Raw genomic sequence first — 24,081 nt, forward strand, 5'->3', positions numbered from 1 at the left:
GCGCGCCGTTTCTGCGAGCAAACCGGGCATGCTACCGGCGATCTTCGGCCTTTCGGGCCTGACCCTCACCGACGACGAGCGCGCCTTCTTCCGCGACGCCGATCCGGCGGGCTACATCCTGTTCGGCCGCAACGTCGAAAGCCGCGCGCAGCTGCGCGCGCTGACCGACGACCTGCGCGCCATTCACGGGCGCGATCGGCTGTTCGTCTGCATCGACCAGGAGGGCGGCCGCGTCGCCCGCATGAAGCCGCCGGTGTGGAGCGCCTACCCGCCGGGCGAGGCGTTCGACCGGCTCTACGACCTGGCGCCCGCCAGCGCCATCGAGGCGGCGCGGCTAAATGCGCAGGCGCTCGGGCTGGACCTCGCCGAAGCGGGGATCAGCGTCGACTGCCATCCCTCGCTCGACGTGCGCCAGCCCGGCGCCCACGACGTCATCGGCGATCGCGCGCTGGGTTCGGAGCCGATGCGGGTGGCCGCGCTCGGCCGCGCCATCCTCGACGGCTTCGCCCGCGCTGGGGTGGCGGGGTGCATCAAGCACATCCCGGGGCACGGGCGCGCCCTGGCGGACAGCCACAAGGAGCTGCCGACGGTCACGGCATCGGCGCAGGAGCTGGAGACCGACCTGGCGCCGTTCCGGACGCTGGCCTCGGCACCGATCGGCATGACCGCGCACGTGCGCTACACCGCTTGGGACGCGGAGAATCCCGCCACGCTCTCGCCCACGGTGATCGGCGAGGTGATCCGCGGCACCATCGGCTTCGACGGCCTGCTGCTGAGCGACGACCTCGACATGGAGGCGCTTTCGGGCACGGTGCCCGAGCGAGCGGCGCGGGCCATCGCCGCGGGCTGCGACATCGCGCTCAACTGCTGGGCGCGGATGGACGACATGGCGGGCATCGCGCAGGTCCTGCCGGCCTTGGGCGAGGAGACCGCCGCCCGCCTGCACCGCGCATTGCAGGGAACCGGCGAAGGCACGGCGGGCGACCACGCGGCGCTGCTCGCGCGGCGCGACGCGCTGCTGGCGCTGGGAGCCGCCTGAGATGGCCACCCTCTTCGACGCGCAGGGCTGGGAAGGGGAAGCGCGCGCCGAGGACCAGGGCGACAAGCTTTACCTGGAGATCGAGGGCTGGGAAGGCCCGCTCGACCTCCTGCTCGACCTCGCCCGGCGGCAGAAGGTGGACTTGCGGCGGATCTCGATCCTCGAGCTGGTCGACGCCTACCTGAGCTACATCGAGGAAGCCGAGGCGCTGCGGCTTGAGCTGGCCGCCGACTACCTGGTGATGGCCGCGTGGCTGGCCTATCTCAAGTCCGCGCTGCTGCTGCCGCGCGACGAGCAGGAGGACCCGAGCCCGGAGGAGCTGGCGCTGCGCCTGCAGATGCGCCTGCAGCGCCTGGGCGCCATGCGCGAGGCGGCGGCGCGGCTGATGGGGCGCGACCGGCTCGGCCGCGACGTGTTCCCGCGCGGCGCCCCGGAAGGGCTGCGGGTGGACCGCAAGTCGCTGTGGCAATGCGAATGGTTCGACCTCGTGCGTGCCTATGGCGACGTCAAGATCCGCTCGCAGCCGGTCGTCCACATGGTGCGCGAGCGCATGGTGATGACGCTCGACAGCGCGATCCAGCGCGTCTCCTCGATGCTTGGCGTGGCGATCGACTGGATGGACCTGCGCGAGTTCCTGCCGCCCGCGCACGACGCCTGGGCCGACCCGCGGCTGCGCCGCTCCGCGCTCGCCTCCAGCTTCGTCGCGGCGCTGGAACTGGCGCGCACCGGGCGCGCCGAGCTGGCGCAGGACGAGACCTTCGGCCCGCTGCGCCTGCGCGCGGTGAAGCCGTGAGGGCGGACTGGGCCCCCGCGGGCTTCGACAGGCTCAGCCTGAGCGAGGGGAAGAGTAGAGGGGCAACGCGGCCTGCGGGTCCGCCGAAGTGCCATCCCAGCGCGATCACACACCCATTCTTCCCACACCCGCTCAGGCTGAGCCTGTCGAAGCCCCCGCGGCCAGACGCAGGGCCTCTCGCATGACCCCACCCGACGAGCTCGTCCGCGCGGTGGAGGCCACGCTCTTCGCCGCGGAGGAACCGCTGACGGCAGCGCAGATCGCGCTGCACCTCGGCTTCGGGGACAAGCCGGGCGAGGTGCGCCCCGCGCTGGCCGAGCTGGAGCGCCACTACCGCGAGCGCGGCGTGCGGCTCGTCGAGCGCGGCGGGCGCTGGCACTTCGAGACCGCGCCCGACCTCGCCCACCTGCTGCGGCGCGAGAAGGAGGAGCTGCGCCGCCTCAGCCGCGCCGCGACCGAGGTGCTGGCGATCGTCGCCTACCACGAACCCGTCAGCCGCGCCGAGATCGAGGCGATCCGCGGCGTCCAGACCGGCAAGGGCACGCTCGACGTGCTGCTGGAGGCGGGCTGGGTGCGCGTGGCCGGCCGGCGCGAGGTGCCGGGCCGACCGGTGATCTACGCGACGACGCCGGTGTTCCTCGACCACTTCGGGCTCGCCTCGCTCAAGGAGCTGCCGGGAATCGACGAACTGCGCGCGGCAGGCCTGCTCGACCCGGTGGACGAGGACATGATCGAGACGGCGCTCGGCGGCGGCGCAGGGCGCGGTTCCCCGTCAACCTGACAGGCACGTGACGGCCGCGGGACAGAACCATGACGGGCTGGCAACTTGCCCGCAAAGCGCTTACATGCGCCCCATGACCGGCCGGAATCGGCCGCGCTTTTGGAGTTGAGGTTATGGGTAGCTTCTCGATCTGGCACTGGCTGATCGTCCTCGTGATCGTGCTCGTGCTGTTCGGACGCGGCCGCGTGTCGGAAATCATGGGTGACTTCGGCAAGGGCATCAAGAGCTTCAAGGACGGCATGAACGAGGAGGAGGCGAAGAAGGCCTCGGCCTCGACCACCCCGCCCGCGCAGATCCCCGCGCAGAAGGCCGACGTCGCGCCGACGGCGACCGAGACCAAGACCGAGCAGCTCTGAGCGCTCGGGGCTGACACGCGATGTTCGACATCGGCGCATCCGAACTGCTGATGATCGTCATCGTGGCGGTCGTCGTCATCGGCCCCAAGGATATGCCGATGGCGCTGCGCACCGCCGGCCGCTGGATCGGCAAGATGCGCAAGATGTCGAACCACTTCCGCTCCGGCCTCGACGCCATGGTCCGCGAGGCCGAGCTCGAGGAGATGGAACGCAAGTGGCGCGAGCAGAACGAGGCGATCATGAAGGCGGCGCCGCAGGTCCACCTGCCGACCGCCGAGGACATGCAGCCGCCGGCCGGGACGCCGGCGCTGGTGGCCGCCGACGCGCCTGACGGGCGCGATGATCCCGAAGGCAGCGCGGCGAACCCCCGGCAGGCCGAGCTGCACCTGCCCCCGCCGCCGCCCTGACCCTCCGAGCCCCGCCCATGCAGCCGTTCCGCATCTCCGACATCGACGACACCCAGGCCCCGCTGCTCGACCATCTGATCGAGCTGCGCACGCGGCTCGTGCGCGCCTTCCTGGCCTTCGGGCTCGCCTTCGGCGTGTGCTTCTACTTCTCCGAGGACATCTTCTCGTTCCTCGTGCGGCCGCTGACCGCGGCCTTCCCGCCGGGGCAGGGCACGCTGATCTACACCAAGCTCTACGAAGCGTTCTTCGTGAACGTGAAGATCGCGCTGTTCGCCGCCTTCTTCGTGAGCTTTCCGGTGATCGCGAACCAGCTCTGGCTGTTCGTGGCACCCGGCCTCTACGCCAAGGAGAAGAAGGCGTTCCTGCCCTTCCTGGTGGCGACGCCGGTGCTGTTCACGATGGGCGCGGCCCTGGCCTACTACGTGGTGATGCCGACCGCCTTCCACTTCTTCCTGAGCTTCGAGGGCACCACCGGCGGCCTCAAGCTGGAGGCGCTGCCCGGCACCGGGGACTACCTCGCCCTGGTCATGCAGTTCATCCTGGCCTTCGGCATCAGCTTCCTGCTGCCGGTGCTGCTGATGCTGCTCAACCGCGCCGGGATCGTCACGCGGGCGCAGTGCGTGGCGGCGCGCCGCTATGCCATCGTCGGGGTGTTCATCGTCGCTGCCGTGGCGACCCCGCCGGACGTCGTCTCGCAGCTGCTGCTGGCGATCCCGCTGCTGCTGCTGTTCGAGGGGACGCTGGTCGTCATGTGGTTCACCGAGCGCCGCGACGCCCGCGAGCGCGCGGCCGAGGACCAGGCGGCCGAGGAACAGGCAATCGCGGAGAACGCCGAGGCGGCCGGGCGGGCCGTCGCCGAGTAGCGACGCCAACCCGCTCCTGTTGCCGCGCTAATGCGGCGCTAATGCGGCGCTATTGTCGCCTGACGCCGGCCTTGCCACCGTCCTGCGCGGCGGACCAGGCAAGCTTGCCGCCGATCCAGGTCTCCAGCACCCTGATCCCCCGCACCTGCTCCGGGCTCGCCGTCATCGGATCGGCGTCCACGAACAGGAAATCCGCGCGGAATCCCTTGGCGATGCGCCCCAGGCGATCCTCGGCGAACAGCGACCACGCCGCGCCGGTGGTGTAGGCGGACAGCGCCGCCTCGCGGCTCAGCGCCTCCTGCGGCTGCCAGCCGCCGGCAGGCTGTCCGTCCGTCCCGGTGCGGCTGATCGCCACGGCCAGGCCTTCGAACGGATGCGCCGGCTCGACCGGAGTGTCGGAGCCGAACGCCAGCGTCGCCCCGGCCGCCGCGATGGACTTCCACGCATAGGCGCCCGCAAGCCGCTGCGGCCCAAGGCGCGCCTCGGCCATCAGGCGGTCGGAGGCCTGGTGCTGCGGCTGCATCGAGGCGACGACGCCGTTGCGCCCGAACCGCGGAATGTCGGCAGGATCGACCACCTGCGCATGCTCGATGCGCCAGCGGCGGTCGCCCTTGTAGGTCTGCGACAGCTCCTCGATCGAATCGAGCACGGTGGCGTTGGCCTCGTCGCCGATGGCGTGGACCGCCACCTGGAAGCCATCCATCGCCGCGCGGCTCATCAGGTTGCCGAGCTGCGTCTGGCTCATCTGCGGCAGGCCCCTGGTCGAGGCATCGTCGGCATAAGGCGCCTTCAGCCAGGCCCCGCGCGAGCCGAGCGCGCCGTCGAGGTAGAGCTTCACACCGTTCATCTTGAGCCGGTCGTCATAGAGCCACGGCGTCGGCCCGGGGCCGCCGATCAGCGTCATGGCGTCGGTCCCGCCGGCGTAGGCGACGATCCGGATGCGCAGGTCGCCGCGATCGGCCGAGCGGCGGAAGGTCTGCCAGTCCTCGATCGCAGTGCCCATGTCGGCGATGGTGGTGACGCCGGCGGCCAGGAACTGCAGCTGGGCTTCCCCGAACGCGGTGTCCCGATCCTCGGGCCGGGGCTGGGGCGCCTTGCTCTCGACCAGCCGGGTCGCTGCGTCGACCAGCACGCCTGCAGGCGCCTTGGAGCCTTCCGCGCGCAGGATTTCGCCGCCCGGCGGGTTGGCCGTGGCGGCGGTCACCCCGGCTGCGGCGAGCGCGGCGGAGTTGGCCCAGCCGGCATGGCCGTCGACCCGCATGAGCCAGGCCGGCTTGCCGCCGGTGGCCGCGTCGAGCTCGGCCGCGGTGGGCATGCGGGCGAGGCCCCATTGCGCCTGGTTCCAGCCGCCGCCCAGGATCCACGGCGCGTCGGGATGCGCCGCCGTCCAGGCGCGGATGCGCGACAAGGCCTCGTCCAGTGAGCGCGCCGCCGACAAGTCGAGCGTCATGCGCGCGAACCCGGTGGCCATGACGTGGCCGTGCGCGTCGATCATGCCGGGCACGACCACGCGGCCCTTGCCGTCGACCTGGTACTCGACCTTCTTAGGCCGCTTGTCGCCGTGGCGGAACACCTGCAGCACGCGGCCGTCCTGAGCGATGAGGAAGCCTTCGAAGCGCTCGACGCCGCCCTTGCCATCGGGCGTGATGCCCTCGACGTTGTCCACCAGCACGTCCGCATGCGCCACCGAGGCAAGCCCAGCGGAGAGCGCCGTGCCGGCCAGCAGCGCGAGGGCTGCCGCTATCGAATGCCTCACGAGTTTCCCTTCTTCGGCAGTCGCTTGATGATCGCGCTGGTATCGAGCCGGCCGCCGCCCGTCGCCTGGATTTCGGAGAAGAACTGGTCCACCAGAGCGGCAACCGGCAGCGAGACGCCAAGGCCGCGCCCTTCCTCCAGGCTGAGGCCGAGGTCCTTGCGCATCCAGTCGATTGCAAAGCCGAAGTCGAATTCGTCCGCGTCCATCGAGCGCCAGCGATTGTCCATCTGCCACGACTGCGCCGCGCCGCCCGAGATCGCCTCGTAGACCTTCTCCATGTCGAGGTGCGAGGCCTGCGCGAAACGCACCGCCTCGGCCAGCGCGGCGACGTTGCCGGCGATGCAGATCTGGTTGGCCATCTTGGCGATCTGGCCCGATCCCGCCTTGCCGACGTGGACGATGCGGCTGGAGTAGCTCTCCATGATTGGCCGCGCCGCCTCGATCGCGTCGTCGCGCCCGCCGCACATCAGCGTGAGCGTGCCGTTCTCGGCACCGATCTGCGAGCCAGTCATCGGCGCATCGACGCAATGGATCTTGAGGTCGCGCGCCTCGACCGAGATCTGGCGGGCGATGCGCGCCGAAACCGTGGTGTGGTCGATGAAGGTGCCGCCCTTCTTGAGCATGCGGAACACGCCGTTGGGGCCGAGCACGACATCGGCGAGGTCGTCGTCGTTGCCGACGCAAGTAATGACGACGTCGGCGTCCTGCGCGGCATGCGCGGGGTTGGCGGCGATGCGGTGGGCCAGCCCCGGATTGTCCGCGTTCCACTTGCGCGCGCGTTCGGGCGTGCGGTTGTAGATCGTCAGCTCGTGGCCGGCCGCGCCAACGTGGCGCGCGATCGCCCCGCCCATGGTGCCGAGGCCGATCACGGAAACCTTGCGGGGTGTGGCAGTGTGCTCGCTCATGCCCGCTTTCTAACGCGTTTTGCAGGAAAGCAAACGGGGTCCGGCGTTTCCCGGTCGGCCAGACCGGGTCCGCAACGGGTGGGCCCATGTTTGCTTCCCATCGGAGCCGGTTTCCGGTAGTCGGCGCCGTCTATGGACCAGACTTTGCTCAACATCGCTCCCGCGGCCGTCTCGGACGTCCCGCTGACCGCAGCCGACGTTCGCGCGGCGGCGGAGCGAATTGCGGGCAAGGTCGTGCGCACGCCGACCGAGTACAGCGCCACGCTGAGCGCGATCACCGGCGCGGAGATCTACCTCAAGTTCGAGAACCTGCAGTTCACCGCCGCTTACAAGGAGCGCGGCGCGCTGAACGCGCTGCTCCAGCTGCCCGAGGACCGCAAGAGCCGCGGCGTGATCGCCGCCTCCGCCGGCAACCATGCGCAGGGCCTGAGCTACCACGGGACGCGGCTGGGCGTGCCCGTCACCATCGTCATGCCCAAGACCACGCCGACCGTGAAGGTCATGCAGACCGAGAGCGTGGGCGGCAAGGTGGTGCTGGAGGGCGAGAGCTTCGACGAGGCCTATGCCCATGCCCGCAAGCTGGAGGGCGAGCTGGGCCTCACCTTCGTCCATCCGTTCGACGATCCGCACGTCGCCGCCGGGCAGGGCACCGTCGGCCTCGAGATGCTGGAGGACGTGCCGGACCTCGACACGCTGGTGCTGCCCGTGGGTGGCGGCGGCCTGTCGTCGGGCATGGGCACGATCGCGCGCGACATCAATCCGGCGATCCGCCTCGTGGGCGTCGAAGCGCAGCTCTATCCCTCGATGTACAATCTGCTGAAAGGCACGAACCTGCCCATCGGCGGCGACACCCTGGCCGAGGGCATCGCCGTGATCGCGCCGGGGCTGATGACCTCGAAGGTGCTGCGCCCGCTGCTCGACGAGTTCCTGCTGGTGAGCGAATCGGCGATCGAGAGCGCGCTGTGCCTGCTTCTCCAGATCGAGAAGACATTGGTGGAAGGCGCCGGCGCCACCGGGCTTGCGGCGGTGATGAACAACCGCGAGCTCTTCGCCGGCCGCAAGGTGGGCATGGTGCTGTCTGGCGGCAATATCGACACACGCCTGCTCGCCAACGTGCTGTTGCGCGATCTCGCCCGGTCAGGTCGCCTCGCGCGTCTGCGCATCGGGCTGCAGGACCGCGCTGGCGCGCTGTTCAAGGTGGCCAAGGTGTTCCATGAGCACAACGTCAACATCATCGAGGTCTTCCACCAGCGCATCTTCACGCACCTGCCGGCCAAGGGTCTCGTCACCGAGATCGAGTGCGAGGCGCGGGACAAGCAGCAGCTGGAGGCGCTCGTCTCCGCGCTGCGCCGCGAGGGCTACGAAGTGAAGCTGGTCGAGACCGAATAAGCCGCCGGAGGAAGCCGGCCGGCTCACCGCGGCCGGAACCTGCGCCCCAAAGCGGAACGATCGCTGGCCGATGCCGCCGGTCCGGCGTGAATTCGCTGCGGCCCGCTCGGATTTTGTGGTTAAATGACTCGCAAGGCGCTGATCCGGTATGCATATTCCCGGAACAGGCGGACGCAGCGCCGACCGAAAACGCCAGAGGAAGACTCCACCAAGTGACGGCTCCGGTTCGATTTCCACGCTTTTTCGTGACCAGCCCGGCGCCGTGTCCGTACCTTCCGGGCCGGAGCGAGCGCAAGGTGTTCACGGAACTGAAGGGGCCGCACGCCGATTCGCTCAATGATGCGCTCGGCCGCATCGGCTTCCGCCGCAGCCAGACGGTTGCGTACCGGCCATCCTGCATCGATTGCAACGCCTGTGTCTCGGTCCGCGTCGTCACCGGAGAGTTCACGCCCTCCGGCACGCAGAAGCGCACCATCCGCGCCCATTCCGACCTCGTCGCCACCGTCTGCCGGCCCTGGTCGACCAGCGAGCAGTTCGACCTGCTCCAGCGCTATCTTTCCGTCCGTCACCCTGAAGGCGGGATGACCACGATGGACGAAGTGGACTTCGCCGACATGGTGGAGCACACGCCGGTCACCAGCTACGTCATCGAATACCGAGAGCCTTCGCCCGACGGCGTGGCCCCAGGTCGCCTCGTCGGTGCCTGCCTCACCGACCGGCAGTGCGACGGGCTGTCGATGATCTATTCGTTCTACGATCCCCACCACAGCGCCCGCCAGGGCCTGGGAACCTACATCATCCTCGATCACATCCGCCGGGCGAACGAGATGGGGCTGGCCTACGTCTACCTTGGCTACTGGGTCGAGGGTTCGGCCCGGATGCAGTACAAGGTGCGCTACCGCCCGATGGAGCGCCTGGGCCGTAGCGGGTGGGAGCGGATCGCCGCCGCCGAGCACGACCGCCTGATTCACGATGCCGCCGGCCCGCGTTGCCGGGAAACGGCGGCGGGCTGCAAGGACGGCATGCCTGCGGTCGCCAAGGGCCCGGCACGGAGTTGATCGCGCTGAGGCCGTTTGCCGAGGTCTGCGGTCCTACGTTATCGCGCATCGGCCACTAGCCCCTGGGCGTTGGCAACGCCGCGGTCCATGTAGTTCCTTGCTGCCCGAACGAACCGGCGGCGGGATGCGGCCGTTCGCGCGAGCCACGGCGGCCACATCGGCAGGTGTGCCCCCGCCAGTGGCCGGACCGGGCGATCCGGTCCTCGATGCACCCCCACGGCTTCGGAGAACCGGAAGCTGCTGCCGTCAGACCGTCGCGTAAAGCTTGGCTTCGTCCGCTCGGCGCGACTTCAGGCCGTTCATCGGCCGCCCGTCGTTGAAGATCCACTTGCCGAACTCCTTCTGCGCCTCTGCGAACTGTCCCTTCTTGTGTAGCTTGCCGAGCGTGGAAGAGCCGATGGCGCCGGTGTTGTAGTGGAACGAGACGAGTGCATCGAACTGGTTCTGCGTGGTGGGTGCGGAGCCGACGAAGTCCGCCACCGCCTTGACGTAGCGTCCCATGTCCTTGGTGAAGCGCGCGTCGCACTGCTGCTGTGTCCATACGACGCCCCTGCTCACGTCGGCCCCGGTCGAGCCCCATCCGATGGTCCAGGGCCGGCCGTCGGTGCTGCCCGGATCGGGATAGGCGGTGAAGGTGCCGTCGGCGAGGCGCTTGGCACAGCCCTCCCACTTCTTGATGAGAGCGGCACCGGGCTCGCCGAGCGAGAAGCCACCGTCCGCTTCCTCGGCCGCGGCAGGCTTGGGAGCGGGCTGGGGCGCGGCCTGAGCCGGGGGCTGGGGGGCGAGGCCGGCCGAGAGGCCGCCGGTGGCCAGGTCGATGGCATCGTCGAGCGCGTCGACCTCCGCCTGCGTGAAGCTGCGGTCCAGCATCTGGCGGACGGCGTCGAAGATCGGCTTCCTGTTCATGAACGTTCCCTCCTCAACATGACATGCGCGAAGCCGACGCGTGATCGCGGCTGCCTGGATGCGCCCGAATTCTCGTGGAGGCGCTGCGCGCCGGTCTGCCTGCCCCGCTGGTCGCGGGATCGCTCATCAGGTAACCCCGTTCGCACCGTGTAGGAAAGCGCATTCTGGGGCTGCCATCGCGGCTATCAGCATATGTCATCGGCCAAAGAGAAAGGGCGCCCGGATCGCTCCGGACGCCCCTCTCGGCGAACTCGTCGCCGCCTGGTCGTGAGATCAGGCGCTGTAGTACATGTCGAACTCGACCGCCGAGGGCGTGGTTTCCCAGCGCAGCACTTCGGGCCACTTGAGTTCGAGGTAGGCTTCGATCTGGTCCTCGGTGAACACGCCGCCTTCGAGGAGGAAGGCGTGGTCGGCCTGCAGGCTGTCGAGCGCTTCACGCAGCGAACCGCAGACGGTCGGCACTTCGGCCAGCTCGGCCGGCGGCAGATCGTACAGGTTCTTGTCCATGGCTTCGCCCGGATGGATCTTGTTCTTGATGCCATCGAGGCCGGCCATCAGCAGCGCGGCGTAGCACAGGTACGGGTTGGCCATCGCGTCGGGGAAGCGGAATTCCACGCGCTTCGCCTTCTCGCCCGCACCGTAGGGGATGCGGCAAGAGGCCGAGCGATTGCGGGCCGAGTAGGCCAGCAGCACCGGCGCTTCGTAACCCGGCACCAGGCGCTTGTAGCTGTTGGTGGTCGGGTTGGTGAAGGCGTTGAGGGCCTTGGCGTGCTTGATGACGCCGCCGATGAAGTACAGGCAGGTGTCCGAGAGGCCCGCGTAGCCGTTGCCGGCGAAGAGCGGCTTGCCGCCTTCCCAGATCGACATGTGGGTGTGCATGCCCGAGCCGTTGTCCTTCATGATCGGCTTCGGCATGAACGTGGCGGTCTTGCCGTAGGCCTGCGCGACCATGTGCACCACGTACTTGTAGATCTGCATGCGGTCGGCGGTGGTGACCAGCGTGCCGAAGGTGAGGCCGAGCTCGTGCTGCGCGGCGGCCACCTCGTGGTGGTGCTTGTCGCAGGGCAGGCCCATCTCGAGCATGGTAGAGACCATCTCGCCGCGGATGTCGACGGCAGAGTCGACCGGAGCGACCGGGAAGTAGCCGCCCTTGGCGCGCGGGCGATGGCCCAGGTTGCCGGTGTCGTAGGCCTTGTCCGAGTTGCCGGGCAGCTCGATGTCGTCGATCTTGAAGCCGTTGCCGTCGTAGCCATCGTAGAATTTCACGTCGTCGAACATGAAGAACTCGGCCTCGGGACCGACGTAGACGGTGTCGCCGAAGCCCGCGGACTTGACGAAGGCTTCGGCGCGCTTGGCGGTCGAGCGCGGATCGCGGCTGTAGAGCTCACCGGTCGAGGGCTCGACGATGTCGCAGAACACGATCAGCATCGGGGTGGCCGAGAACGGGTCAGTGTAGACGGCGTCGAGGTCGGGCTTGAGGATCATGTCCGACTCGTTGATGGCCTTCCAGCCTTCGATCGACGAACCGTCGAACATCAGGCCGTCCTCGAGCTCGTCCTCGCCGAGGACCGACGAGACCATGGTGAGGTGCTGCCACTTGCCCTTCGGATCGGTGAAGCGAAGATCGACCCATTCGATCTCCTCGTCCTTGATCTTGTTCAGGACGTCCTTTGCACTAGCCATTGTCTTGGTTCTCCAGCGTTACTCTTCCGATCCCGAAAGAGGATAGTGTGGTCTTGTTGCGGAACAGCGCCGCCCCCAAGCAAGCGCAGTTTCCGGTCCCGGCCGCGGCCGGAAGTTCTCAGAGCGCGTCGTCGTCGCGTTCGCCGGTGCGGATGCGCACGGCGGTCTCGACCGGCACCACGAAGATCTTGCCGTCGCCGATGCGCCCGGTCTGCGCCGCGTCGGCGATCGCTTCCACCACGCGCTCGGCCAGGGCGTCGGGCACGACGACCTCCAGCTTCACCTTGGGCAGGAAATCGACGACGTACTCGGCGCCGCGATAGAGTTCGGTATGGCCCTTCTGGCGCCCGAAGCCCTTCGCCTCGGTCACGGTGATGCCCGAAACGCCCACTTCGTGCAGCGCCTCTTTCACTTCGTCGAGCTTGAACGGCTTGATGATGGCTTCGATCTTCTTCACGCCTGCCTGGACCCCTGCACTTGCACCCGGACTGTCTTGAAGAGGTTACCGGTCCGGGAACCAGATGCCTCGCGCGCGATTCCCATCAAGAATCGTGCCAATGCGGTCCCCACCCTGATAGGCGCAGTGTGCAGGCGCGAAAAGACCGGAATTGGGCGATTTGACCGTGCGATGAATAATCCGCCGCAAAGCGCCGGGGCACATTGCCGACCGATCTGTACAACAATCAGGCAGAGGCTGCCTGAAAATTGTGCAAGAGGGTTGGCGGCAGGGTTCCGGCGGTGCCGGAAGCGGCGTCAGAGCCGGAGGCCCGCGGTCTCGTCTAGGCCGGCCATGATGTTGAGGTTCTGCACCGCCGCGCCGCTCGCGCCCTTGCCGAGGTTGTCGAGCATGGCGACGAGGCGCGCCTGCGTGCCGTCCTCGGATCCCAGCACGCGCAGCGTCAGGGTGTCGACAGGAGCCATGGAAGCCCGCAACAGCAGCTCGTCAGGGCGATCCTGCGCGACCGCAACGACCGGGCTGCCGGCATAGAAGGCGGACAGGGCGGCGCGCAGTTCGGCCGGCGTTGCCGACGAAGGCATGGCGGAAAGGTGCAGCGGCACTTCGACCAGCATGCCGCGATGCGCAGGCACCACGGCGGGTGCGAAGATGGGAGCGTGGGCGAGGCCCGCATGCACCTGCATCTCGGGCACGTGCTTGTGGCCTAACGCGAGGCCATAGGCGCGGAAGGCGATGTCGGAGTCGGCCTCGAAGCGCGCGATCAGCGCCTTGCCGCCACCCGAGTAGCCCGAGACGGCGTGGCACACGAAGGGCCAGTCGGCCGGTAGCAGCCCGGCGCGCACGAGCGGTGCGACGAGACCGATGAAGCCCGTGGGATAGCAGCCCGGGTTGCTGACGAAGCGGGCCGCGGCGATCGCCTCGCGCCCGGTGACTTCGGCGAAGCCGTAAGCCCACTCCGGCGCCACGCGATGGGCGGAGGAGGCGTCGATCACCCGTGTGCGCGCGCTGCGGATCATGCCCACGGCGGCCTTCGCGGCCTCGTCGGGCAGGCACAGGATCACGAAGTCGGCGTCGTTCAGTGCCTCGGCGCGGGCGGCATCGTCCTTGCGCCGGTGGTCATCGAGGGTGACGAGATCGAATTCCGGGCGGCCCGCCAGCCGCTCGGCGATCTCGAGGCCCGTGGTGCCCGCGGCGCCGTCGATGAAGACGCTGGCGCTCATGCCGCTTCCAGGCTGGCGAGCGGCAGGTAGCCGACCGGCCCGTCCTCGCCGTACTGGCCCCAGGCCCAGCCGCCCGCCATGTCGAGCACGTCGAACGCGGCTCCGGCGGGGACCGGGCAGATCTCCGGCGCGCTCTCGGCAGTGGCGGCGCGCAGCGTTGCGGGAGCGACCAGCCGGTGGGGCATCGGCACGGCGTAGTGCGGGACGAAGTAGCGGCCGGCGAGCTTGATGTGCGCCAGGTCGCCGCGCACCGGCAAGCAACCGGGATCCGCGCTTACGCTCGGCCCGGTCATGGCGAGCATGCCTTCCACGGCGGGAGGGCGGTCAGGCGAATCCACAAGTGCCAACGCGAGTACGTCTCCAGATGCAAGGATGCGCGCGCCTAGCCGAGTCCCGGCGGGATCGCAAGGTCAGCCGTCCTTGGCGGCGTATCGGGCCTGCAGCATGTGCCAGGCGGCCCGCAGGCCCAGCGCGTCGCCGCCCTTGGGACGGCCCGGCTTGGCGGCGGGGCGCCAGGCGAAGGTATCGAAGTGGGCCCAGTCGATGCCGTCGGCGACGAAGCGGTCGAGGAACAGGGCGGCGGTGCTGGCGCCGGCGAAGCCGCTGGAGCCGGCGTTGTTGATGTCGGCGATGTCGGACTTGAGGTATTCGCGGTAGCCCTCGTGCAGCGGCAGCCGCCAGCAGGGGTCGTCGTGCTCCGCGCCGGCCGTCAATAGCGCCGCAGCAGTGGCGTCATAGCGTGCGAACAGCGCGGGGAGATCGGGACCGACCGCCACGCGCGCCGCGCCGGTGAGCGTGGCGAAGTCGATCACCAGTTCGGGCCCGGCCTCGCTGGCGCGGGCCAGCGCGTCGCCCAGGATCAGCCGCCCTTCCGCGTCGGTGTTGCCGATCTCCACCGAGATCCCGGCGCGGCTGCGCAGGATGTCGCCCGGACGGAAGGCGTTGCCCGAGATCGCGTTCTCGACGGCGGGGACCAGCACGTGAAGGCGCACCGGAAGGGCGGCAGCCATGACCAGGCGGGCCAGCGCCAGCGCGTGCGCCGCGCCGCCCATGTCCTTCTTCATCAGCAGCATGCCCGAGCCCGGCTTGACGTCGAGCCCGCCCGAATCGAAGCACACCCCCTTGCCGACGATCGCCACGCGCGGGTGCCGGGGATCGCCCCATTCGAGCTCGATCATGCGCGGAGCGTGGGCGCGCCCGGCGGCCCGGCCGACCGCATGGACCATCGGGAAGTCGCGCTCCAGCACGTCGCCGCGGGTGACGCGGATCTCGGCGCGGAAGGCGCGGTGCAGGTTCTCGGCCTCGGCCTCGAGCTGGGCGGGGCCCATGTCCTCGGCCGGGGTGTTGACGAGGTCGCGCACCAGCATGACCGCTTCCGCCTCGGCGGTCAGCGCCTCGATCGCGGCAGGCTCGGCGGTAAGGAGGACGCGCGGGCCTTCCTCCTCTGGCTCCGCCTTGTAGCGGTCGAACGTGTACTGGCCGGTGATCCAGCCGAAGGCCGCGGGCCCCGGCTCGCCACCGACGCGGCGATAGGTGCCGGTCGGCAGCTTCTCGGCCAGCTTGGCCATGCACCAGCTCGACAGCGCCGCGGCATCGGCCACGCCGGCGACCACGGCCCAGCCGTCGTCCTCGGGGATGATGGCGTATTCGTAGGCCGAGGCGTCGAAGCGGTGGGCCTCGAGCGCGGCGCGCTGGGGAACGGCGAGGCCCTTGCGGAATTTATCGAGTCCGTCCTTGTCCACCAGGTGGATGGAGACGGCCTTCTGTCCGCGGTCGGGCTGGACCAATGCGTTCTTGTCGCTCATGCGGCTCTTCTCTAGCCTTCCCGCAAGCCCGAGTGCGAGAGGAAATTTGATGCGATACGGCGGTTTTGTGGCGGTTCTGGCCTTCGCGGCCGTGGCTTGCGACGGCGGGCAGCCGAACGCTCAGGCCAACGCTCAGGCCAGCGGGCCGGCCGGCGAGGCGATGCCCGATGCGGGCGCCGAGGAGCCGACGCAGGCGGCGCCCCCCGTGCCGGTTGCCCGCGGCCGGAGCGAGAGCGCGAAGACCGATCTCTACACCTTCGCCTATGCCTATCCGGACGAGGCGGCGGCGATCCCCGGCCTGCGCGACCTGCTCGACCGCCGGCTCGAGGCCGGCAAGGCCGACCTCGTCTCCACCTCCCGCACCGCCAAGGCGGACGCCAGCAAGGATGGCTACCCCTATCACGCCTACGAACGGCAGACGGAGTGGAAGGTGGTCACCGACCTGCCGGGCTGGCTTTCGCTCTCCGCCGTCCACTACGAGTTCTCGGGCGGGGCGCATGGGATGACCACGTCCGATTCGCTCCTGTGGGACCGCCGCGCCGACGTGGCCCGCAAGCCGGACGAGCTCTTCGCCAGCGCCGACGCGCTGCGCTCCGCGATCCGCGCGCCGTTCTGCGACGCCCTGGACCGCGAGCGGGCGAAGAAGCGCGGCGAGCCGGTCCAGCGCGACAGCGGGCAGATGTTCAGCGAGTGCATCGACCCCGCCGCGCAGACGCTGATCCTGGGCTCCTCGAACCGGCGCAGCTTCGACCGGATCGGCGTGCTGGTGGCCCCTTACGAGGCCGGTCCCTACGCCGAGGGGAGCTACGAGGTGACCCTTCCGGTCACCGGCAAGGTCATGGCCGCGCTCAAGCCGCAGTACCGCAGCGCCTTTTCGGTGCAGCCTTGATCTCGCAATTCGGGGCCGGATGCGCTATATCGGGGGCATGAGCGAATACCAGATCGTAGAGCCCGGCGACGACACCCTGCTGCGCGACGGCACCATCAAGCTGCACGGCCCTGAAGGGTTCGAAGGCATGCGCCGCGCCGGCCAGCTGGCCGCCCGCATCCTCGACGAGATCGCGCCGATGGTGCAGCCCGGCGTCTCCACCGCCGAGATCGACAATCGCGTGCGCGAGCTCACGATCGCGGGCGGCGCCGTGCCCGCGACGCTCGGCTACCGTGGCTATGCCCATTCCTGCTGCATCTCGATCAACCACGTCGTGTGCCACGGCATCCCGTCCGAAAAGACGCTGAAGGACGGCGACATCGTCAACATCGACGTGACCCCGCTGCTCGATGGCTGGCACGGCGACACCAGCCGCATGTACCTGGTGGGCGACGTGCCGCTCAAGGCCCGCCGCCTGGTGGACGTGACGTACGAATGCCTCATGATCGGCATCGAGCAGGCGAAGCCGGGCAACCGCATCGGCGACATCGGCGCGGCCATCCAGGCCTATGCCGAAGCCAACCGCTACGGCGTGGTGCGCGAGTTCTGCGGCCATGGCGTGGGTCGCCTGTTCCACGATGCGCCCGAGGTGGTCCACGCCGGCCGCCCCGGCACCGGACCGCTGCTCAGGCCGGGCATGTTCTTCACCATCGAGCCGATGATCAACCTCGGCAAGCCGCCGGTGAAGCTGCTGGCCGACGGCTGGACGGCGGTGACGCGCGACAAGTCGCTCTCCGCGCAGTTCGAGCACTCGATCGGCATCACCGAGGATGGCTGCGAGATCTTCACGAGCAGCCCCGGCGGCCTGCACAAGCCGCCTTACGCCTGAACCGCGGGGCAGGCGCGGAACGCCGTCGCCAGCACCGCGGTGACGCGAACAGGCGCACTCATCGCCCCTGCGCATCGCTCCTGGCGTGACCTGACGCGCCGCGCGTGACAGCCTCCCTCCCGGAACACCGGAAGGGAGAGAGCCATGGCCACCACCACGCAGGACCTGTCCGGCGGCATTCCGCTCGAACGCGAATACGTCGTGGCCGAGAAGCCGGACGACGGCATCCGCGACGCCGTGAACGTGTGGATCGAAGAGGAGAATGGCCTCTTCGCCATGCGCGTCGGCGTGGAGGCGGTGGGCGCGCAGTGGGACCGGCACGAGCTCTGGCTGGACGTCGCCTTCGCCGATGGCCGCCTCTATTCGCGCCGGGGCGACGGGGACACGCACCCGGCTTATGGGCCCGGCGGGCTGCCCACCGTGCGCGGCACCGGGCCGGTCCGGTTCGAGTGCGTCGAGCCCTTCCGTCGCTGGACGGTGGACTTCGAGGGGCCGGTGGCCCGCACCAGCGCCCAGGAGATCCTCGAGGACCCGGGCTTCACGGAGCGCGAATGGAGCGAGATCGCCTTCACCGTCGACATGGCCATGGCGGCGATCCCCTGGGAGCCGGGCACGATCCTGCCCGAGGCGGCACAGGCGCTCGGCGGCACGCAGGGCGACTACATGAGCCCGCGCTACGAGCAGCTGTTCCGCGCCACCGGAACGCTCTCGATCGACGGCGAGGTGCGGCGCTTCCGCGGCAACGGCCTGCGCATCCGTCGCACCGGCTATCGTGCTTTCGCCGGCTTCTGGGGGCATTGCTGGCAATCCGCCGTGTTCCCCGGCGGGCGCGCCTTCGGCTTCAACGTCTATCCCCCGCGCGAGGGTGAGCCGCCGAGCTACTGCGAGGGCTGGATCATCGAGGACGGCGTGCGCATCGGAGCCCGGCCGGTGGTCATCCCCTGGCTGCGCCGGCTGGTCACCGGCGGCGAGGACGTCTCCTGCGTGCTGGAGACGGTGGACGGGCGCCGCATCGCCATCGGCGGGGTGACCTTCGCCAACACCCGCTCGCGCGGGGGGCACGTGCTTCCGCCCGACTGGCCGAAGGACTGGCCCATCGTCCAGCAGTCCCACGCCGTCTACACCTGGGACGGCGAGCGCACGACCGGGATGATCGAACGTTCGAGCAAGCCGAGCGTGATGGAGCTGTGAGGCGGGTGGTCTCCCGCCGGTCCCCTGCTCCGGTCAGAACGAGATCACCGCTTCCCCGATCGCGTTCCACACGTCATCGAGCTGGTCGTCGGTGATGCAATAGGGCGGCATCACGTAGACTGTGTTCCCCAGCGGGCGCAGCAGCACGTCCCGCTCGCGGAAGAAGGCCATCAGCCGGGGCGCCAGATCGTCGAGGTAGCCGCCTTCGCCGCGGCTGCGCACGTCGAGCGCGGCGATGGTGCCGAGCGCGCGCGGGTTGTCGAAGTGGCAGAAGCGGCCGAGCTTCTCCAGCCAGGCGGCCTGCCGGCGCGACAGGTCCTCGATGCCGGTGCGGACCGGCTCCTCGCGCCAGATGGCGAGGTTCGCGGCGGCGGCGGCGCAGGCGACCGGGTTGGCGGTGTAGCTGGAGGAGTGGAAGAACATCCGCGCGCGGTCGGTGGACCAGTGTGCGGCGAAGATCGGCTCGGTCGCCATCGTCACCGCCAGCGGCAGCGCGCCGCCGGTCAGCCCCTTGGAAAGGCACAGGATGTCGGGCACGATCCCGGCCTGCTCGCAGGCGAGGAGCGTACCGGTGCGGCCCCAGGCGGTCATCACCTCGTCGGCGATGAACAGCACGCCGTGGCTTGCGCAGATCTCGCGCATGGCCCTGAGCGTCTCCGGGCCGTAGACCAGCATGCCGCCGGCGCCCAGCACCAGCGGCTCGACGATCAGCGCCGCGGCGTCGCCGCCGCGGCAGAGCGCCTCGAGCGCGTCCAGCGTGTCCTGCTCGGCGCCGGCCGCGGGGAAGGGGATGCGCCCCACGTCGAACAGCAGCGGTTCGTAGGGGCGGTTGAAGACGCCGCGCGCGCCCACCGACATCGCGCCGATGGTGTCACCGTGGTAGGAATGCTCCATCACCACGATGCGGTGCCGCGGCTCGCCGCGTGCGTGCCAGTAGCCGAGCGCCATCTTCAGCGCGACCTCGACGCTGGTGGAGCCCGAATCGGAGAAGAACACCCGCGTCAGCTCGGGCGGCATGATCGCGGTGAGGCCGGCGGCGACCGCCTCGGCCGGCTCGTGCGTCCAGCCGGCGAAGATGAGCTGGTCCAGCCGCTGCGCCTGCGCGGCCACGGCGGCCATGATGCGCGGGTGGCAATGGCCGTGCGTGGTCACCCACCAGGACGAGATCGCGTCGATCACCGTGCGCCCCTCGGCGGTGTGGAGCAGCGCGCCCTCGGCATGGGTGACGAGCGGGACCGGCTCCTCCAGCCCGTGCTGGGTGAAGGGATGCCAGATCGGGGATGCCGGCGCGCTCATGCGAAGTCCTCGAGCCGGAATGCGGCGGCGAAGGCGGCGCGAAGCGTTGCGGGGTCGAGCGGGTCGAGGTGCGGCAGGCGGCCCAGGCGCCGGACGCCGGCCATCGCGCAGATCGTCGTCTCGCTGTCCTCCACCGCCTCACCCACGAAGGCCAGGCCCAGGATCGCCACCCCGCGCGCGCGCAGCGCCTCGATCGAGAGGAGGCTGTGGTTGATGGTGCCGAGCGCGGTGCGGGCGACCAGCACCACCGGCGCGCCCCAGCGGGCGAACTGGTCGGCATAGGTCTCGGTGCGGGAGATCGGCACCAGCACGCCGCCCGCCCCTTCGACCACCAGCGGCCCGCCGACGCGCGGCAGCGCCAGGCGCGCGGGATCTATGGCGACGCCGTCGATCTCCGCCGCCAGGTGGGGGGAGCAGGGCGTGGCGAGCCGATAGGCTTCCTCCAGCACGCGGCCGCGGGGCAGGCCGGCAAGGGCGGCGACGCGCTCGGCATCGGTGCCTTCGTCCTCGATCCCGGCCTGCACCGGCTTCCAGTAGTGCGCGTCGAGCGCGCCCGCGAGCGCGGCGGCGAACACGGTCTTGCCGATGCCGGTGTCGGTGCCGGTGACGATGATGGGGCGCGTGGTCATGGATGCCTCATCCGTTAGCGCGGTGCAGGTGGCAGGTCACCACCTCGTACGTGACCTCGCATCCGCTTCGGTCGAATCGTTCCATCACCCGGCGCAGCTGGGCGGGCCCGAGGGGGCGGTGCGCAGGGGCCGCGGTGCCCGCGCCGATGGCCTTGACGCTGCGCAGGAAGGCGCGGGCATCGGCATGGCGTTCGACCAGGCGCTCGATCCCGAGGTGTGCGGGCGCGAGCGCGGCGAAGCGCTCGGTGGCGGCGAACGCGGGCGTGCCGGCCACCAGCCCCTCGGCCGCATGCGCCGCGCGCCATTGCGCGAAGCTGCCCGTTCCCAGCGTCGTGACGAGCACGTGCCCGCCCGGCGCCAGCCAGTCCGTCATGCGTGCCAGCGCCGCCGGCGCGTCGTCGAACCACTGCACGGCCAGGCTCGAGCAGACGAGGTCGAACGGCCCGCCGGCCGGCGTCCCGCGCTCCCCGTCGAGCACGGCGAAGCGCAGCGTGGCGGCGCCGGGTTCTCCGCCCAGGCCGGCGCGGCAGCGCTCCACCATTTCGCCGGCGATGTCGGTCACCAGCCACTCGCCCGCGAGGCCGGCGTCGCGCAGGGCGCGGGTGAGGAACCCGGTGCCGCAGCCGATCTCCAGCACCCGCGGCCGCGGCGGCAGCTCGAGCGCCGCGATGCGCGCCGCCAGGCTGGCGGCGACCGCGCGCTGGACGCGGGCCTGGCCGTCATAGTCGGGCGCCGCGGCGAAGGCGCGGCGGATGCGCTCGCGCCGGCTCATCCCAGCGCCTCGACCATGCCGCGCACCGCCGCCGCGCAGAGTGCGGGCGCCTCGCGCGGGAGGAGGTGGCCGCAGCCGGCATGCTCGATCCGGCGCACCGCGGCCCCGGCGAAGCAGGCGTCGCGCATGGCGGGCGGGAGCAGCGGGTCGCTGCCGCCGTGGAGGGCCACGACCGGCACCGACGGCAGCGGCGGCGCCGCGTCGCGCAGGCGCAGGAGATCGGCCCGCAGCGGCGCCGCGTCGATCGCGGTCGGGGGCACCTCGGCGCCGCAGGTGCGGCGGAACTCGGCCAGCACCGCCAGCGGCTCCACCTCGAAGCGGCGCAGCATGCGGTCGATCACCCGAAGCGGCACTCCGGCGCGTCCGGGTACGGCGGAGAACCGCTCGAAACCGTTGATGGCGACGATCCCCGCCAGCCCCGGCGGCGGCTCGGCGAGCACGCGCATGGCGCCGAAGGAGTGCGCCACGGCGATGCACCGGCCCGCCACCGCGGCGGCGCGCGGCGCGCCGAAGTACCCGCGGTCGTCGACGACCTGCTCAAACCGCTCGAGCAGTGTGGCGAGCGGGGTCCAGAAGTGCCGGTCGAAACCCCAGCCATGCGCGAAGAACAGCTTCACAGCGCGGCCCCGATGGCGGCGAGCAGGGCATCGACATCGCCCGCCGCATGACCCGCGCGCAGGGCGATGCGCAGGCGGCTGGTGCCGGGCGGCACCGTGGGCGGGCGGATCGCGGAGGCCAGGAAGCCCGCCGCCTCCAGCCTTGCGGAGAGCGCCATGGCGCGGTCCTCGGCGCCGATCACCGCCGGCACGATCTGGGTCGAGGACGCGCCGTGGTCGAGGCCCAGGCGGGCGAGCCCGGCGCGCAGACGCTCGCCCAGCGCGTCGAGGTGCGCGCGTTCGGCGTCCATCCCGGGCACCAGGTCGAGCGCGGCGTCGATGGCCCCCAGCACCGCCGGCGGTGGCGCCGTGGTGAAGACGAAGCCGCTGGCCGCATTGACCAGGTAGTCGATCAGCACCTGCGAGCCCGCGACATAGGCACCGAACCCGCCCAGCGCCTTGCTGAACGTGCCCATGACGAGATCGACGCGGCCGGGCACCAGCGCCGACAGGCCCCGCCCCTCGGGCCCGAGCACGCCGGTGGCATGCGCCTCGTCGATGAACAGCGCCGCATCGTGCCGCTCCGCGATCGCGGCGAGGCGCGCGACGTCGGCGCGGTCGCCGTCCATGGAGAACACGCTTTCGGTCAGGATCAGGCGCGCGGGCGCGGCAGCGCCCTTGTCGGCCAGCAGGGCTTCGAGGTGATCGAGGTCGTTGTGGCGGAAGCGGTGCTGGCGGACCCCCGCCATGGCGAGGCCCGCGTGCATGCTGGCATGGACCAGGCGGTCGGTGAACACCGCAGCGCCCGGCATCGCCGCCAGCAGCGCCGGGATCACGGCGGCGTTGGCCTGCCACCCGCTGGCGAAGAGAAGCGCGGCCTCGCAGTGCTTGAAGGCGGCGATCCGCGCCTCCAGCGCGAGGTGCGCGGGATGGGTGCCGGTGACCAGCCGCGAGGCGCCCGAGCCCGACCCCACCTGGCGCGCCCACTGCGCCGCACGCTCGGCCAGCAGCGGGTGCCGCGCGAGGCCGAGATAGTCGTTGCTGGAGAAGTCGAGCAACGCCCGTCCGTCCCGCTCGACCCGCCCGCCCGGTAGCATCGCCGCGGGACGAAGCCGCCGCCGCTGCCCCGCCTGCGCGATCCGCGCCAGCGCCGCCTCCAGGTGGGAATCGAGCCTGCTCATGGCGCGCCCCGGTATGGCATGCGGGCCGCCGGCACAATGGGGCGCGCGACGGCGGGCGAGTGGAGCCTAAGTCCCGACCGGGCGTTGGTACGGCACAAGAACAAGACACAGGATGCCGCGTGAACCGCTATCTTCCGCTTTGCCTCTCGGTCCTCGCGCTCGCCGCCACGGCGTGCAGCCCGCGCGACGAACCCGCACCGCCGCCTTCGGCCCGGAGCGACACACTCGCCTTCGCCGATGCGCCGGGCGGGGGCGAGACCGAATCCGCCGACAGCCTCATCATGCGTGCGCAAGTCGCGCTCGACCGGCTCGGCTTCTCGCCCGGCGTGATCGACGGCAAGGAGGGGCAATCCTACAAGCTGGCGCTCGCCGGCTTCCAGCAGGCCCGCGGCATCCCCGAGACCGGCGCGCTCGACCAGCAGACGCAGCAGGCGCTCTTCACGGGGTCGGGCACCGCGGCCACGCGGCTGGTCGTGATCCCGGAGGCGTTCGCGCGCGGCCCCTTCGTCCGGGAGCTGCCGCACAGGACGTCCGAGCAGGCCGGCTTCGAACGGCTCGGCTACCGCTCGATGACCGAGGCGCTGGCGGAGCGCTTCCACACGACGCCCGATACGCTGGTGGCGCTCAACGGTGCGAACACGCGCCTGGGCGCCGGACGCACGGTGCGCGTGCCGGCGATCGCCAACGTGCCGCTCGCCACCATCGAGGGCGACGAGAGCGGCTGGGCCGAGACGCTGCAGCGCCTGGGCGTCGCGGCCGACCAGCCCGTGGCCGAGCGGATCGTGGTCGACAAGTCGGAAGGCACGCTGCGGGCGTATGACAAGGACGACAAGCTGATCGGGCAGTTCCCCGTCACCACCGGCAGCGAGCACGACCCGCTGCCGCTCGGCACCTGGAAGATCAAGGGCGAGGCGCGCAATCCCGACTACCAGTACAATCCGGACCTGTTCTGGGACGCCAAGCCCGGCGACAAGGCGAAGCGCCTGGCACCCGGCCCGAACGGCCCGGTAGGCGTGGTGTGGATCGACCTGTCCAAGGAGCACTACGGCATCCACGGCACGCCCGAACCTCAGAAGATCGGCCGCACCGAAAGCCACGGCTGCGTGCGCCTGACCAACTGGGACGCGGCGCGCGTGGCGCAGATGGTCCACGCCGGGACCGCGGTGCTGTTCCAGGCGTGACCGCGGCGTGGCGGAAGTGGCGCCGACGCAGTCGGTGACGGAGGGGTTTCTTCCCCTCCA

The 24,081-nt window shown here is 70.5% G+C and carries 25 protein-coding genes; 12 read left to right on the top strand and 13 right to left on the bottom strand.

Annotated elements, in window-relative coordinates:
* The first annotated feature begins 28 nt into the window (after positions 1-28).
* From nagZ to tatC, 6 genes are all read left to right on the top strand, one after another.
* Positions 29-1,039 carry a beta-N-acetylhexosaminidase gene (gene nagZ / locus ACFFJC_RS13260; protein ID WP_379487957.1) on the top strand — a complete coding sequence of 337 codons (1,011 nt, stop codon included), beginning with the start codon at positions 29-31 and terminating at the stop codon, positions 1,037-1,039.
* Between the two features lies 1 nt (position 1,040).
* Positions 1,041-1,832: a segregation and condensation protein A gene (locus tag ACFFJC_RS13265; RefSeq protein WP_379487958.1), complete on the top strand. Its 792-nt coding sequence runs from the start codon at positions 1,041-1,043 to the stop codon at positions 1,830-1,832.
* Positions 1,833-2,013: 181 nt separating this feature from the next.
* A complete protein-coding gene (scpB, locus tag ACFFJC_RS13270; protein ID WP_379487959.1) occupies positions 2,014-2,613 on the top strand; it encodes an SMC-Scp complex subunit ScpB in 600 nt (199 codons plus the stop codon).
* 113 nt (positions 2,614-2,726) lie between these two features.
* Entirely contained in the window at positions 2,727-2,969 is a 243-nt protein-coding gene (locus tag ACFFJC_RS13275) for a twin-arginine translocase TatA/TatE family subunit (protein WP_379487960.1), read from the top strand.
* A gap of 20 nt (positions 2,970-2,989) precedes the next feature.
* A complete protein-coding gene (tatB, locus tag ACFFJC_RS13280; RefSeq protein ID WP_379487961.1) occupies positions 2,990-3,376 on the top strand; it encodes a Sec-independent protein translocase protein TatB in 387 nt (128 codons plus the stop codon).
* Between the two features lie 17 nt (positions 3,377-3,393).
* Positions 3,394-4,239, top strand: coding sequence for a twin-arginine translocase subunit TatC (gene tatC, locus ACFFJC_RS13285; protein ID WP_379487962.1), 846 nt, complete (start codon positions 3,394-3,396; stop codon positions 4,237-4,239).
* 49 nt (positions 4,240-4,288) lie between these two features.
* Here the strand turns inward: tatC and ACFFJC_RS13290 are convergent, their stop codons facing one another.
* Both ACFFJC_RS13290 and ACFFJC_RS13295 read right to left on the bottom strand, forming a co-directional pair.
* Positions 4,289-5,995 (bottom strand): amidohydrolase, encoded by a 1,707-nt coding sequence (locus tag ACFFJC_RS13290; protein ID WP_379487963.1) that lies wholly within the window; start codon positions 5,993-5,995, stop codon positions 4,289-4,291.
* Positions 5,992-6,900, bottom strand: coding sequence for an NAD(P)-dependent oxidoreductase (locus tag ACFFJC_RS13295; protein ID WP_379487964.1), 909 nt, complete (start codon positions 6,898-6,900; stop codon positions 5,992-5,994). Before ACFFJC_RS13295 ends, ACFFJC_RS13290 begins: the two co-directional genes overlap by 4 nt.
* A gap of 132 nt (positions 6,901-7,032) precedes the next feature.
* On the opposite strand from ACFFJC_RS13295, the gene ACFFJC_RS13300 reads away from it, so the two are divergent.
* Both ACFFJC_RS13300 and ACFFJC_RS13305 read left to right on the top strand, forming a co-directional pair.
* The gene (locus tag ACFFJC_RS13300; RefSeq protein WP_379487965.1) at positions 7,033-8,289 is read left to right on the top strand and encodes a threonine ammonia-lyase; all 1,257 of its coding nucleotides are present in this window, start codon (positions 7,033-7,035) and stop codon (positions 8,287-8,289) included.
* Between the two features lie 212 nt (positions 8,290-8,501).
* Positions 8,502-9,347 carry an arginyltransferase gene (locus ACFFJC_RS13305; RefSeq protein WP_379487966.1) on the top strand — a complete coding sequence of 282 codons (846 nt, stop codon included), beginning with the start codon at positions 8,502-8,504 and terminating at the stop codon, positions 9,345-9,347.
* Between the two features lie 246 nt (positions 9,348-9,593).
* Here the strand turns inward: ACFFJC_RS13305 and ACFFJC_RS13310 are convergent, their stop codons facing one another.
* The 6 genes from ACFFJC_RS13310 to ACFFJC_RS13335 form a co-directional block, all read right to left on the bottom strand.
* Complete coding sequence (locus tag ACFFJC_RS13310; RefSeq protein ID WP_379487967.1) at positions 9,594-10,253, bottom strand: lysozyme; 660 nt, start codon at positions 10,251-10,253, stop codon at positions 9,594-9,596.
* A 273-nt stretch (positions 10,254-10,526) separates the two neighbouring features.
* Positions 10,527-11,936, bottom strand: a complete 1,410-nt coding sequence (gene glnA / locus ACFFJC_RS13315) for a type I glutamate--ammonia ligase (RefSeq protein ID WP_379487968.1) — start codon at positions 11,934-11,936, stop codon at positions 10,527-10,529.
* A gap of 118 nt (positions 11,937-12,054) precedes the next feature.
* Complete coding sequence (locus ACFFJC_RS13320; RefSeq protein WP_008832116.1) at positions 12,055-12,393, bottom strand: P-II family nitrogen regulator; 339 nt, start codon at positions 12,391-12,393, stop codon at positions 12,055-12,057.
* A gap of 296 nt (positions 12,394-12,689) precedes the next feature.
* Positions 12,690-13,613 carry an N-acetyl-gamma-glutamyl-phosphate reductase gene (gene argC / locus ACFFJC_RS13325; RefSeq protein WP_379487969.1) on the bottom strand — a complete coding sequence of 308 codons (924 nt, stop codon included), beginning with the start codon at positions 13,611-13,613 and terminating at the stop codon, positions 12,690-12,692.
* A complete protein-coding gene (locus tag ACFFJC_RS13330; protein ID WP_379487970.1) occupies positions 13,610-13,951 on the bottom strand; it encodes an SH3 domain-containing protein in 342 nt (113 codons plus the stop codon). Before ACFFJC_RS13330 ends, argC begins: the two co-directional genes overlap by 4 nt.
* A 72-nt stretch (positions 13,952-14,023) precedes the next feature.
* The gene (locus ACFFJC_RS13335; RefSeq protein WP_379487971.1) at positions 14,024-15,418 is read right to left on the bottom strand and encodes a leucyl aminopeptidase family protein; all 1,395 of its coding nucleotides are present in this window, start codon (positions 15,416-15,418) and stop codon (positions 14,024-14,026) included.
* Positions 15,419-15,467: 49 nt separating this feature from the next.
* Between ACFFJC_RS13335 and ACFFJC_RS13340 the strand changes: the two genes are divergently transcribed.
* The 3 genes from ACFFJC_RS13340 (at position 15,468) to ACFFJC_RS13350 (ending at position 18,366) form a co-directional block, all read left to right on the top strand.
* Entirely contained in the window at positions 15,468-16,307 is an 840-nt protein-coding gene (locus ACFFJC_RS13340; protein WP_379487972.1) for a DUF4163 domain-containing protein, read from the top strand.
* Positions 16,308-16,344: 37 nt separating this feature from the next.
* Positions 16,345-17,175, top strand: a complete 831-nt coding sequence (gene map / locus ACFFJC_RS13345; RefSeq protein ID WP_379487973.1) for a type I methionyl aminopeptidase — start codon at positions 16,345-16,347, stop codon at positions 17,173-17,175.
* A 144-nt stretch (positions 17,176-17,319) separates the two neighbouring features.
* Positions 17,320-18,366 (top strand): DUF7064 domain-containing protein, encoded by a 1,047-nt coding sequence (locus ACFFJC_RS13350; RefSeq protein WP_379487974.1) that lies wholly within the window; start codon positions 17,320-17,322, stop codon positions 18,364-18,366.
* Positions 18,367-18,399: 33 nt separating this feature from the next.
* On the opposite strand, the gene ACFFJC_RS13355 is transcribed toward ACFFJC_RS13350, so the two are convergent.
* From ACFFJC_RS13355 to bioF, 5 genes are read right to left on the bottom strand one after another with little or no spacing between them, the layout of a single operon-like run.
* Positions 18,400-19,662 (bottom strand): adenosylmethionine--8-amino-7-oxononanoate transaminase, encoded by a 1,263-nt coding sequence (locus ACFFJC_RS13355; protein WP_379487975.1) that lies wholly within the window; start codon positions 19,660-19,662, stop codon positions 18,400-18,402.
* Positions 19,659-20,291, bottom strand: a complete 633-nt coding sequence (bioD, locus tag ACFFJC_RS13360; RefSeq protein ID WP_379487976.1) for a dethiobiotin synthase — start codon at positions 20,289-20,291, stop codon at positions 19,659-19,661. Before bioD ends, ACFFJC_RS13355 begins: the two co-directional genes overlap by 4 nt.
* Before the next feature lie 7 nt (positions 20,292-20,298).
* Positions 20,299-21,063 carry a methyltransferase domain-containing protein gene (locus tag ACFFJC_RS13365; RefSeq protein WP_379487977.1) on the bottom strand — a complete coding sequence of 255 codons (765 nt, stop codon included), beginning with the start codon at positions 21,061-21,063 and terminating at the stop codon, positions 20,299-20,301.
* Positions 21,060-21,680 carry an alpha/beta fold hydrolase gene (locus ACFFJC_RS13370; protein ID WP_379487978.1) on the bottom strand — a complete coding sequence of 207 codons (621 nt, stop codon included), beginning with the start codon at positions 21,678-21,680 and terminating at the stop codon, positions 21,060-21,062. Before ACFFJC_RS13370 ends, ACFFJC_RS13365 begins: the two co-directional genes overlap by 4 nt.
* Complete coding sequence (gene bioF, locus ACFFJC_RS13375) at positions 21,677-22,840, bottom strand: 8-amino-7-oxononanoate synthase (RefSeq protein ID WP_379487979.1); 1,164 nt, start codon at positions 22,838-22,840, stop codon at positions 21,677-21,679. The genes ACFFJC_RS13370 and bioF overlap by 4 nt, the downstream gene beginning before the upstream one ends.
* A gap of 119 nt (positions 22,841-22,959) precedes the next feature.
* Between bioF and ACFFJC_RS13380 the strand changes: the two genes are divergently transcribed.
* Positions 22,960-24,021, top strand: a complete 1,062-nt coding sequence (locus ACFFJC_RS13380) for a L,D-transpeptidase family protein (RefSeq protein ID WP_379487980.1) — start codon at positions 22,960-22,962, stop codon at positions 24,019-24,021.
* Positions 24,022-24,081: the final 60 nt, after the last annotated feature.

The organism is Novosphingobium soli (assembly GCF_042432915.1).
GTDB lineage: Bacteria > Pseudomonadota > Alphaproteobacteria > Sphingomonadales > Sphingomonadaceae > Novosphingobium > Novosphingobium soli.

Bases quoted from the DNA above. Each gene is read 5' to 3' on its own strand.
- glnA (WP_379487968.1), bottom strand. From the start codon at position 11,936: ATGGCTAGTGCAAAGGACGTCCTGAACAAGATCAAGGACGAGGAGATC.
- ACFFJC_RS13275 (WP_379487960.1), top strand. From the start codon at position 2,727: ATGGGTAGCTTCTCGATCTGGCACTGGCTGATCGTCCTCGTGATCGTG.
- ACFFJC_RS13350 (WP_379487974.1), top strand. From the start codon at position 17,320: ATGGCCACCACCACGCAGGACCTGTCCGGCGGCATTCCGCTCGAACGC.
- tatB (WP_379487961.1), top strand. From the start codon at position 2,990: ATGTTCGACATCGGCGCATCCGAACTGCTGATGATCGTCATCGTGGCG.
- ACFFJC_RS13335 (WP_379487971.1), bottom strand. From the start codon at position 15,418: ATGAGCGACAAGAACGCATTGGTCCAGCCCGACCGCGGACAGAAGGCC.
- ACFFJC_RS13355 (WP_379487975.1), bottom strand. From the start codon at position 19,662: ATGAGCGCGCCGGCATCCCCGATCTGGCATCCCTTCACCCAGCACGGG.
- ACFFJC_RS13265 (WP_379487958.1), top strand. From the start codon at position 1,041: ATGGCCACCCTCTTCGACGCGCAGGGCTGGGAAGGGGAAGCGCGCGCC.
- ACFFJC_RS13300 (WP_379487965.1), top strand. From the start codon at position 7,033: ATGGACCAGACTTTGCTCAACATCGCTCCCGCGGCCGTCTCGGACGTC.
- ACFFJC_RS13310 (WP_379487967.1), bottom strand. From the start codon at position 10,253: ATGAACAGGAAGCCGATCTTCGACGCCGTCCGCCAGATGCTGGACCGC.
- argC (WP_379487969.1), bottom strand. From the start codon at position 13,613: ATGAGCGCCAGCGTCTTCATCGACGGCGCCGCGGGCACCACGGGCCTC.
- bioF (WP_379487979.1), bottom strand. From the start codon at position 22,840: ATGAGCAGGCTCGATTCCCACCTGGAGGCGGCGCTGGCGCGGATCGCG.
- ACFFJC_RS13365 (WP_379487977.1), bottom strand. From the start codon at position 21,063: ATGAGCCGGCGCGAGCGCATCCGCCGCGCCTTCGCCGCGGCGCCCGAC.
- nagZ (WP_379487957.1), top strand. From the start codon at position 29: ATGCTACCGGCGATCTTCGGCCTTTCGGGCCTGACCCTCACCGACGAC.
- ACFFJC_RS13340 (WP_379487972.1), top strand. From the start codon at position 15,468: ATGCGATACGGCGGTTTTGTGGCGGTTCTGGCCTTCGCGGCCGTGGCT.
- scpB (WP_379487959.1), top strand. From the start codon at position 2,014: ATGACCCCACCCGACGAGCTCGTCCGCGCGGTGGAGGCCACGCTCTTC.
- bioD (WP_379487976.1), bottom strand. From the start codon at position 20,291: ATGACCACGCGCCCCATCATCGTCACCGGCACCGACACCGGCATCGGC.
- ACFFJC_RS13295 (WP_379487964.1), bottom strand. From the start codon at position 6,900: ATGAGCGAGCACACTGCCACACCCCGCAAGGTTTCCGTGATCGGCCTC.
- tatC (WP_379487962.1), top strand. From the start codon at position 3,394: ATGCAGCCGTTCCGCATCTCCGACATCGACGACACCCAGGCCCCGCTG.
- map (WP_379487973.1), top strand. From the start codon at position 16,345: ATGAGCGAATACCAGATCGTAGAGCCCGGCGACGACACCCTGCTGCGC.